The 10,661-nt window shown below is 42.7% G+C and carries 9 protein-coding genes; 7 read left to right on the top strand and 2 right to left on the bottom strand.

Going from position 1 to position 10,661, the window contains the following annotated elements:
* The first annotated feature begins 221 nt into the window (after positions 1-221).
* From IM450_RS14490 to IM450_RS14465, 6 genes are all read left to right on the top strand, one after another.
* A complete protein-coding gene (locus IM450_RS14490) occupies positions 222-611 on the top strand; it encodes a hypothetical protein (RefSeq protein WP_287670420.1) in 390 nt (129 codons plus the stop codon).
* A gap of 83 nt (positions 612-694) precedes the next feature.
* Entirely contained in the window at positions 695-1,768 is a 1,074-nt protein-coding gene (bchI, locus tag IM450_RS14485; protein ID WP_002803387.1) for a magnesium chelatase ATPase subunit I, read from the top strand.
* Between the two features lie 128 nt (positions 1,769-1,896).
* A complete protein-coding gene (locus tag IM450_RS14480; protein ID WP_287670418.1) occupies positions 1,897-3,264 on the top strand; it encodes an AAA family ATPase in 1,368 nt (455 codons plus the stop codon).
* Positions 3,261-3,950 carry a retron system putative HNH endonuclease gene (locus IM450_RS14475; protein ID WP_002803390.1) on the top strand — a complete coding sequence of 230 codons (690 nt, stop codon included), beginning with the start codon at positions 3,261-3,263 and terminating at the stop codon, positions 3,948-3,950. The genes IM450_RS14480 and IM450_RS14475 overlap by 4 nt, the downstream gene beginning before the upstream one ends.
* Positions 3,951-4,024: 74 nt before the next feature.
* A complete protein-coding gene (locus tag IM450_RS14470; RefSeq protein ID WP_287670416.1) occupies positions 4,025-5,116 on the top strand; it encodes a glycosyl transferase in 1,092 nt (363 codons plus the stop codon).
* 121 nt (positions 5,117-5,237) lie between these two features.
* Entirely contained in the window at positions 5,238-7,229 is a 1,992-nt protein-coding gene (locus IM450_RS14465) for an ABC1 kinase family protein (protein ID WP_287670414.1), read from the top strand.
* 90 nt (positions 7,230-7,319) lie between these two features.
* Here IM450_RS14465 and IM450_RS14460 read toward each other — a convergent pair whose 3' ends face one another.
* Complete coding sequence (locus IM450_RS14460; RefSeq protein ID WP_287670412.1) at positions 7,320-8,624, bottom strand: cytochrome P450; 1,305 nt, start codon at positions 8,622-8,624, stop codon at positions 7,320-7,322.
* 213 nt (positions 8,625-8,837) lie between these two features.
* Entirely contained in the window at positions 8,838-10,034 is a 1,197-nt protein-coding gene (gene alr, locus IM450_RS14455) for an alanine racemase (RefSeq protein ID WP_002803394.1), read from the bottom strand.
* A 346-nt stretch (positions 10,035-10,380) separates the two neighbouring features.
* Between alr and IM450_RS14450 the strand changes: the two genes are divergently transcribed.
* On the top strand, positions 10,381-10,656 hold the full coding sequence (locus IM450_RS14450; RefSeq protein WP_084990060.1) for a polyhydroxyalkanoate biosynthesis repressor PhaR: 276 nt from the start codon (positions 10,381-10,383) through the stop codon (positions 10,654-10,656).
* Positions 10,657-10,661: the final 5 nt, after the last annotated feature.

Below are 10,661 nucleotides of genomic sequence, written 5' to 3'. Positions count from 1 at the left end.
TATCAGTTATCAGTTATCAGTTATCAGTTATCAGTTATCAGTTATCAGTTATCAGTTCACTGAAAACACTTCCTAATTCATAATTCATAATTCATAATTCATAATTCATAATTCATAATTCATAATTCATAATTCATAATTCATAATTCATAATTCATAATTCATAATTCATAATTCATAATTCATAATTCATAATTTATAATTCCCCACTGATAAATGAAATGGCCGATTCTGAACTACAGCAACAAGTCCAAAGATTACATCGACTGACAGTATGGGGTCGTTGGTTATTCGTGTTGGGTTGTTGGTTAGGGATTGGTTCGGCGAGTTTATGGGTTTTATGGGATGATATAGCCTTAATGCGGCAATATTTTACTTGGACAGCCCTAAGATACGCTTTAGCTTTCAATTACTGGCCTTCTATCGGTCTAGCCTTTTGTATTGCCATTACAGGAGCAGTGTTAGTCTGGCAAAGTCGCAACATTATTTTAGGACTTTCCCCCAGAGAAAAACTGCGCTTAGAGCAACGGGTGCGGAAAATTCGGGACGAAGGGTCGCGTCATCCCCTCTGGCGCTGGATCTTAAAAAGCAGGGAAAAAGACTTACAATGATAAAGCTTTGCTGAAAGCTGACGGCTAGAACCCCCACTAGATATAATTCTTTACGCAACAACTATTGACTTTTGAATCCACTTATGACCGTGACTCCCCAAGCTCCTCCGAAAACTCGCCGCGTGGTTTTTCCCTTCACCGCTATTGTCGGCCAGGAAGAAATGAAATTATCCCTAATGCTCAACGTCATCGACCCCAAAATTGGCGGGGTGATGATTATGGGGGATCGAGGTACGGGAAAATCGACCACAATTAGGGCTTTAGCCGACCTTTTACCAGAAATTGACGTAGTTGCTAACGATCCCTTTAATTCTGACCCCAATGATCCCGATTTAATGAGCGATGAGGTGCGGCAAAGGGTGGACGAGGCCATCCCCTTGACCATTGCCAAGAAAAAAGTCACTATGGTAGATCTGCCCCTCGGTGCGACGGAGGATCGGGTCTGTGGCACGATTGACATCGAAAAGGCCCTGTCAGAAGGGGTAAAAGCTTTTGAACCAGGATTGCTGGCCAAAGCTAACCGCGGCATTCTCTATGTGGATGAAGTCAATTTACTTGACGATCACCTCGTCGATGTGCTATTGGATTCGGCCGCTAGTGGTTGGAATACGGTGGAACGGGAAGGAATTTCCATCCGTCACCCGGCCCGGTTTGTTTTGGTGGGATCGGGCAACCCAGAAGAGGGAGAATTGCGCCCACAACTGCTCGATCGCTTTGGAATGCACGCCGAGATTCACACCGTCAAAGAACCACCTCTACGGGTCAAAATCGTGGAACAGCGTGCGGAATTTGATGGCAATCCCCTCTCGTTTTTAGAGAAATATAACTTAGAACAGGAAGAACTGCAAAGAAAGCTAGTGGAGGCCCAAAATCTTTTGCCTTCCGTTGAGCTTGATTATGATCTGCGGGTGAAAATTTCCGAGGTTTGTTCCGAGTTGGACGTGGATGGATTGCGCGGCGATATCGTTACCAATCGCGCCGCTAAAGCTCTGGCCGCTTTAGAAGGACGGACAACTGTGACGGTAGATGATATCCGTCGGGTAATTGTTCTCTGTTTACGTCACCGTTTGCGGAAAGATCCCTTAGAATCGATCGATTCTGGTTATAAAGTCTTGAAAGCTTTTAATCGCGTCTTTGGATTAGAAGAAAATTCCTAAACCCCACTTCACCCTCTCCCCGAAGAGAGGGTTTTTGACTGGATTTAGAGATGAAGGCCAAAAAGGGCTAGATGTGGCCAAATAAGCTAGAATTTTATCGACCGCTGTTATTCTCTGGGGGAATGTCCATGTGGGTTGAAAGTATAAAACTCGAAAACATTAAATGCTTCCAGAATCAAGAGATTAAATTTATTAGTAATCCCAAGAATCAACGTCATTGGCGTGCTAAACCTTGTCGTTGGATCACTTTATTAGGAGAAAATGGAGTAGGAAAAAGCACGATTTTACAGGCTTTGGCTTTGCTGCTCGCAGGACCAGAAGCAGCCAAAGAATTATTACCACGTCCGACCGGTTGGATATGTAATCCTAAAACACCGGGTAAATTAACCGCAGTGCTTCATCAAGAAGATGGAGATGCGGGAAAATTTGGTACGGATAAAACTCGAAAAACTTTTGCTTATTCCTATTTTGTTACAGGCAAGGAAAGGTTAGAGTTAGGAGGCAGTAAGGACAAACAAACCTATACAGAACCAGCATTAATCGAAGAAAATACTAAAATTTTAAGTTGGTTGCGAGCCAATGCTTTTGCCTCCGATAGTCGTGGTTGGTTTGCCGTCGGTTATGGAGCTTTCCGTCGTTTGACACGAGAGAATCAACGGAATGTTCCTAGTCTTGAACCCCCGCAACGCTCTAGCAACTTTTTCAGCCAATTTAATGAGGATACATCTTTAAGTTCTTTTGAGAGATGGATGGTGTATTTAGATTATCGAATAGCCAAAAATCCTGAAGATAGTAAATCCAAACAAATGAAAAAAATCGGCGAAGAAGCAATTACTAAACTGTTACCCGGTAATGTAGAAATTGCTGAAGTAACTGCCGATGCCTTGATTCAGTTTCTAGTTAACGGTCAAAAAGTTCCAACCATTAGTTTATCCGATGGTTTTCGGAGTATGATTGCTTTAGCTGGAGATTTAATTTGGCGATTATTACAATCCTTCCCCAATCTAGATAACCCCACAGAGGCTTCTGGAGTCGTCTTAATCGATGAGTTAGATATTCATTTACATCCTTCTTGGCAAAGGGAAATTGCTGGATGGTTACAGGAAGTTTTTCCCAACCTTCAATTCTTTGTCGCTACTCATAGTCCTTTAATCGCTGCCGGTGCGGGGGAAAAGTCTTTAACCCTACGAATCGATCTGGTAGCGGGTGAATCAGAGATTGTAGAAATTCCTTATTTAGAATTAGCGGCTAATGTTGATCGTACTTTAACAAGTTCTGCTTTTGGTTTGAAATCAACCTTTCCCACTGAGACAGAAAATAAAATTAAGCGTTACCACCAACTAAATCGTAAAAATAAAAATCTGGCAGCAGAAGAAAAGGAAGAATATGAACAACTGTCATTATTTGTTCGAGAAGTTAAACCCTTTGGCGAAATCAGTCAACCTAATAGTTTAGAATCCCGAATTGATGCCTTACTAGAGGAGCGTTTATCTTGATTCCTGTCACCAGAATATCAGAGCCACCCGTATTAGCTAAAAATGCCGCTCGTTGGCTAGAGGCTTTAGAATCAATAAAATCAAACAACAAGGCAACTAAAGCTCAAATTAACCAAGCACAAAATAAATACAGTCATCCGCAAGTTAAAGACGCATTAGTTAAAATGTTTAATGGGAAATGCGCTTACTGTGAAAGTAAGATTACAGTGGTAACTTACGGAGCGATCGAACATTTTTATCCAAAAAGCCAGTATCCTGATCTGACTTTTACTTGGGAGAATTTACTGCTTTCTTGTGATAAATGTAATGATGCCAATCACAAAGGCACAAATTTTCCTCTCGATGATATCACAGGAAATCCTCTGTTAATAGACCCCACGGATGGAGTAACCGATCCGAATACACATCTTGAATTTGTTTGGGATGAAATGGCAAAATTGGCCAGTGTTTATGGTCGGGATCGGCGTGGTCAAATTGTTGAAGATTTGTTCGATCTCAATGGTATGCGTGGACGAAAAGAATTAATTAACTATCGTAGTCAATATATTAAAAGGTTGTTAGCATTATTACGTTTCGCAAAACAAGGAGACTCGGAGGCTTTATCTTTACTGCAAGAAGCTTGTCAATCGGGAGCGGAATATTATGCTTTTGCTAGTATTTATATACTGCCTCATTTGCCTCCCTAAAATCAGGGGTAATTATTATCTACAGTCTGAAAAACAAAATTTCTTGCTTATTATTCTCACCCTACTTGCTATTTATGTCTCGTCCTGTTGTTTATTTTGCCGTTACTAATCATGGTTTTGGCCATGCTGTCCGCAGTGCTTCGGTAGTAGCTAATATTATTGAACTTAATCCCGAAATTTTGCCGATATTAGTCACCATGGCCCCGCGCTGGTTATTAGATTCCTATATATCCGGAGAATATATTCAAAGACCCCGGGGGTTTGATGTGGGGGTAATCCAATCGGATAGTTTAACGATGGATAAATTAGCTACCAAGGAAAAATTAGAACAAATAATTGCTCAATCAAGGGCAATTATTGCCAGTGAAGTGAATTTTATTAAAACTAATCGTGTGGGTTTAGTTGTGGCCGATTTACCGCCTTTAGCGGCACTAATTGCCAAAAGTGCGGGGCTTCCTTGTTGGATGATTGGTAACTTTGGCTGGGATTTTATCTATCGTGATTGGGGTGAAGAATTCGCCAGTATTAGTGATTGGATCAGTCGTTGTTATAATCAATGTGATCGCTTGTTTAAACTGCCTTTAGCAGAAGCAATGACAGGATTTACCCATGTTACCGATGCGGGTTTAACCGGAGGCACACCCCGCTACAGTGAAGAACAATTGCGACAGGAATTTAAGCTAAATGCCCCTAAAGAAAAAACTATTTTATTGAGTTTTGGTGGGTTAGGATTAGAAGCAATTCCCTATAATAACCTCGCCAGTTTTCCCGATTGGCAATTTATCACTTTTGAAAAAAACGCGCCCGAATTGCCCAATTTAATCCGCCTACAGGATAAACCAGAGCGGAGCTATCGTCCCGTGGATTTTATGCCCCTATGCGATCGAATTATTTCCAAACCAGGATATAGTACCTTTGCCGAGGCTTTAAAATTAGAGGTTCCGATTGTTTCCCTGATGCGAGAAGGTTTCGCCGAATCAGCGATTTTATTGGCCGGAATTCAAGATTATAGTTATCATCAAATTATTAGCAGTGAAGAATTTTTTCAAGGTAATTGGGACTTTTTACGCCAAGCTCCCCAACCGCCCAGATTAAAGGTTAAACTGGCTAAAGATGGTGCAGAATCGATAGCGAGAGCTATCGTAGAATACTTTGAGAGGCAATAACCCTCCAGGGTAAAGTTGACGGCCAACCTGAACATAGAACTAGGGAGACAGAAACAAGATCGGGCAGCAAGCCGATACTTGTTACAATAGTTTACAAATCACCCTGCCCCGTCACCGAACTATGTCCGAACAGATGATCTCCCCAGAGACGCAAAACCCAGAAGCGATTACCGTTGAAGTGCAGCCGGTCCATATTCCCGAAGAGCATCGGGAAGATATCGGCCCCATGGATGACAACGTAGCCGAGAGTTGGCGCTACAATCCCCAAGTTATTAACGACTATTACCGTGGGCGACCTCTAGACGTTTTGGGGAGATTAATCGAAATTGCCCTGCCGGTTTTATCTTTTGTCATCGGTATCTGGTGGGATAAACTGCGGGGAAAATCGCCAAAAAATGAAATTAGACGGGCCGTACAATTGCGGGAAATGTTGACCAAATTGGGACCGACCTATATTAAAATCGGTCAAGCTCTCTCTACCCGGCCTGATTTAGTACCACCTTTATATTTAGAAGAATTAACCACTCTACAGGATCAAATACCCTCTTTTCCTAACGAAATTGCCTATCGTTTTATCGAGGAAGAATTAGGTTATTCTCCCGAGGAAATTTACGCAGAATTATCCCCCAATCCCATAGCGGCCGCTTCCCTAGGACAAGTTTACAAAGGTAAATTAAAAACCGGAGAGAAAGTCGCCGTTAAAGTACAGCGTCCCGATTTGATTCGCTGTATAACTTTAGATGTGTATATCATGCGTAGTTTGGCGACTTGGGTGAAAGGTAATATTAAAAGACTTCGCTCCGATTTAGTGGCAATTACCGACGAATTAGCCGCTCGTATTTTTGAAGAAATTAATTATCTTCACGAGGGACAAAACGCCGAAAAATTCGCTCAACTTTATGGTCACATTGCCGAAATTTACATCCCCAAAATCTACTGGAAATATACTGGGCGACGGGTTTTAACCATGGAGTGGGTGGACGGCACAAAATTAACTAATATCAAAGAAATTCAAGCTCAGGGTATTGATGCCACCCACTTAGTTAATGTGGGGGTGCAGTGTTCTTTGCGTCAATTACTTGAACACGGATTTTTCCATGCAGATCCCCATCCGGGTAATTTATTAGCGACTCCCGACGGTAAATTAGCTTATCTTGATTTCGGCATGATGAGCAATATTGAACCCTATCAACGCTACGGTTTAATCGAAGCGGTGGTGCATTTAGTCAACCGGGATTTTGAGTCTTTGGCCAAGGATTACGTTAAGTTAGACTTCCTGTCACCAACTACCAATTTAGAGCCAATTGTTCCCGCTTTTTCGGAAGTTTTCGGTAATGCTTTGGGGGCGAGTGTGGCAGAATTAAACTTTAAAAGTATCACCGATAAAATGTCGGCGATGATGTATGAGTTTCCCTTTCGAGTTCCTGCCTATTATGCCCTGATTATTCGCTCGATGGTGACTTTAGAGGGAATAGCGATTGGCATCGATCCTAATTTTAAGGTACTGAGTAAAGCCTATCCTTATATTGCTAAACGTCTGCTCACCGATCCTTCTACGGAGTTGCGCGATTCCCTGCGGGATTTATTGTTTAAAGACGGTACTTTTCGCTGGAATCGTTTAGAAAATCTCCTGCGTAATGCTAAAGATTCTAATGATTTTAACTTCGAGAAAGTCACCGATCAAGCGTTAGATTTTCTCCTTTCAGATAGGGGTATATTTATCCGCGAAAAATTAGTTAATGAGTTAGTAAATGCGCTAGATAACTTCGGTCGTCGCACTTGGTTTAATCTCACGGTTAATTTCCGGCAACAGGTGGGTTTAGCGGTGCAAGAAACTCCCCCAGAATTGTTGGGTGATGCCAAGACTTTTGAGCATCTTCGCAACATCTTTAGTATTTTACAGGAAACAAAAGGATTCGATGCCATGGCTATGGTCCCAGTGATGACTAAACTAATCGCTAAACCGGAAACCCAACAGATGGGACAAAAAATTGCTGAAGGTTTGCTACAAAAATCCCTAGCGCGTTTGATTCGTTACCTAGTTCTCGAATTCGATACACCAAATCATCAGCAAAATGGAGAATTACCGAAAGCTTTACCCGCTGCTGATTAACCTCTGTTCGGTCAATAAATGCCGTGAAATTTATTTCACGGCTACGAGAAGAACGCTAAACTTTTTTAAAAGTTCTTTTATCCTAGCCGGTTAACGGGGTTTAAAGGTAACTTGTAAACCGTCCCGGGGGTGAGGAGTGGGGATAGAGGTGAGGGTGAGATCTTGATTGGGGAGTAATTGCCAATCGTACTTTTGTACTAAACGGACGGCTAAAATTTTCATCTCTAAACGAGCGAATTCCTTGCCGATACATTCGCGCAATCCCGCACCAAAAGGGATATATCCGTAGGGTTTTTCCTCGGTTAAAAAGCGATCGGGATCGAAGGTTTCAGGATGGGAATAAATATTATTATCTTTATGGGTATTGGTGATTTGATACTGCACTGTCCATCCTTTCGGCAAATGATAACCGTTAAATTGACAGTCTTCTATTACCCGACGGAATCCTCCTCCCACGGGTGGAGTAAAACGTAAAACTTCTTTTAAAACGCGATCTAAATAGGTCATCTGTTTAAGGGTATCGACGCTTAAAGGACTGGATAGATCAAAATTAGTTATTTCCTCCAAGACAAGCTGAAAAATATCGGGATGCAGTGCCATTTGTAGGCAGAAAGTGGCGATAGCGGAGGTTAAAGTTTCATGACCAGCAAAGAGTAATAATAGCACTTGATCCTTTAATTCCGCTAAGGATAAACTTTGACCGTTTTCGTCTTTAGCTTGTAAAAGGATAGCCAGAGCATCCTGGCCTAAGTCATCATTTTTTTGTCTTTCTAAAATGATAGTTTCTATGGCTTCTAGTAATTCTTCTCGACAGCGTAATGCTTTGCCGAAAGCTGTCCAGGGAAGGGGAATGGGAAGGGTAAATAGTCCCGCACACCAAGTATCAAAAGCTTCCCCTAATTTGGTAGCAGAACCCTGGTCAAGACCGACAAATAATTTACAGGCTATATCGAGAGTATAGTTTCTTAATTCAGGATACCATGACAGGGTTTTTGCATTTTGCCAACGCTCTAAATAGCGAGCGGTAATTGTTTCTACCGTAGGGATATAACTTGCTAGGGACCGGGGTTGAAAAGCTTGATAGATTAAGCGACGACGGGAAGCATGGACATCTCCCGTATGCACCGCTAAAGATGCGCTGCCGAGGAGAGTTTTGGTACTTTTGGGCCAAGTTGCTGCAAAGTATTTATTCTCGTTGCTGAGGAGAAACCGGTTAGCTTCGGCACCGGATAAAATAATCGTGGGACTGCCAAAAATATGAGTACGGAAAAGTTGACCATATTTATTATGACGTTTACTGGCAAAATCCCCATCGGTCAAAAAAGCGATTGTTTCTCCTAATAGGGGTAATCCGAAACTGCCGGGGGGTAAGGGTAAATCGTTGCTTATAGTCATCGCTGCCTCTAGGGTAAAACTAATCAGTTGCCGTCGATTAACCCTGTTTATTTTAACCTAAAGCGGCGGAGAATTGATCGCGTAATCTAGCCTAGCAATTAGCGATCGCACTTGACCAAGGCAAGTATCTAGGCAAAATTAATTACACATCTCACCAGTCAGTCAACAGTGATAATTGCCGCCAATTGACATTTTTTAAGATCACCGCCATAATTAGCCTTTGCTAATAGTAATTCGCGGCAAACGATGCTTAAACCCGCAGAGAATTTCCCAGGATATTGTACCTAAATCCCGCGCCCAATCGTCGGCGGTGATGCACTGTGGGCCATCTTTACCGATAAGGGTGACGATTTCCCCTGTTTTTACCTCTGGAATCTCGCTCACGTCAATCATTAACTGATCCATGGTTATCGCGCCGATTTGGGGTACTAAACGTCCTCTCAGGGATACTTTTAAACGATTGGAGAGATTGCGGGGAATTCCATCGGCGTAACCGATACCGACCACAGCAATACGAGTATCTTTTGCGGCTATGTACTGATGACCATAACTCACTCCCGAACCGGCGGCAATGGTTTTGACTTGGGCAATGCGCGCTTTTACTTGCAGGACGGGTTGCAAAGGGACTTTATCGGTGAGATGATCGGCGGGATAAAGACCGTAGAGAGCTAATCCGACTCTAACTCGATCGTAGTGCAGAGATCGATCGCTTAGGGTAGCGGCAGAGTTGGCTAAATGCAGACAGGGGGGATGATAACCTTTTGATCTTAACTCAGCGATCGCTTGTTGGAATCTTTGCCGTTGTAACTGCATGATCTCGGGATTGGGATCGTCAGCCGTGGCAAAATGGGAGTATATACTGGCAATTTTCAGGTTAGGAGCCTCTAAAACCTGTTCGACGAATTTTGTGCCGTTTTGCCATTGTGTACCTAAGCGAGACATCCCCGTATCTAGTTTGATATGAACCGGCAGCCGCTGTTCTAAGCGTCTCATCACGGTGGCAAAAATTTGTACCTGTTCGATTTGCACCAGGGTGGGTTGCAATTGCCAATGGGCTAAGGCTGCCACTTCTTCCGGGGTGTTCACTGCCCCTAAAATCATAATTGGGGCAACGATTCCCGCTTCGCGTAGTTCGATACCTTCCCCGATAGTCGCGATGGCTAAAGACTGCGCTCCAGCTTCTAAAACGCTGTTAGCCACCTTAACTGCCCCGTGTCCGTAAGCATCGGCTTTAATTACCGCCATTAATTCCGTTTTTGGGGCTAATAAGGCCTTGACTTTTCGCACGTTTTGTTGTAGGGCAGATCGATCAATCTCTACCCAAGCACGATAGCGAATTGCTTCCGACAATTGATAATCATGACGGTTTTTGGGCGGATTGATAATTTTTGGTTCGATGCTAAACGTCACTCGCTCACTCCTTTGCACGCATAACCCAATTTATACCAAAAGAAAACCGAGAGGGCTAGGAAAAAAGCCGGAAACTCCTCTGGATTTCCTCCTTTTTCCAGGCGGAATCTAGGCTTTAAGATGAATGGGATGTTAGGAAGTTCCCGAAAAAATTGGCAGTTAGGGTTTTTTCCTAGAGAATGAACAGTAACGGGTAATCAGTGACAAGAAAGTAGCGAAGTTTTCACCTAACACTATCTCAGTGGTTGGACAGAAGTGAAGTTAACTATAGGGTAAGGAATGCCAAAAAGCCTAGACTAAGATAAAATTATTATATCCAACCAGATGCAGTACAGGAGTTTAGCCAATGTCTAACGAAACTGTTACTTATTCCCTAGAAGCTGTCCTCACAAGGATTGAGGGAAAGATCGATAAGATTGATGAGCGCTTGACAAAAGTAGAAATAGGATTAACCGATCTCAAAGGGGATATTAAAGTATTAGACGAGAAAATCGAAGGCATCGACAATCGGCTAATATCGGTAGAGGGAACCCAAAAAAATCAGGTCTGGACATTGATTATCCTTTTGGGAAGTGCCATTATTACGGCTGCTTGGAAAGTATTTTTTTCCAGTAATATCTGAGTTCT

This window comes from Microcystis sp. M083S1, from assembly GCF_020246405.1.
Taxonomy (GTDB): Bacteria; Cyanobacteriota; Cyanobacteriia; order Cyanobacteriales; family Microcystaceae; genus Microcystis; species Microcystis aeruginosa_C.
Note: the sequence above shows the minus strand (reverse complement) of the source record. Positions and strands in the feature narration are given on the sequence as shown.

Coding starts and splice junctions, on each gene's coding strand:
- IM450_RS14480 (WP_287670418.1), top strand. CDS start 1,897: ATGTGGGTTGAAAGTATAAAACTCGAAAACATTAAATGCTTCCAGAAT.
- IM450_RS14490 (WP_287670420.1), top strand. CDS start 222: ATGGCCGATTCTGAACTACAGCAACAAGTCCAAAGATTACATCGACTG.
- IM450_RS14460 (WP_287670412.1), bottom strand. CDS start 8,624: ATGACTATAAGCAACGATTTACCCTTACCCCCCGGCAGTTTCGGATTA.
- IM450_RS14470 (WP_287670416.1), top strand. CDS start 4,025: ATGTCTCGTCCTGTTGTTTATTTTGCCGTTACTAATCATGGTTTTGGC.
- IM450_RS14465 (WP_287670414.1), top strand. CDS start 5,238: ATGTCCGAACAGATGATCTCCCCAGAGACGCAAAACCCAGAAGCGATT.
- IM450_RS14450 (WP_084990060.1), top strand. CDS start 10,381: ATGTCTAACGAAACTGTTACTTATTCCCTAGAAGCTGTCCTCACAAGG.
- bchI (WP_002803387.1), top strand. CDS start 695: ATGACCGTGACTCCCCAAGCTCCTCCGAAAACTCGCCGCGTGGTTTTT.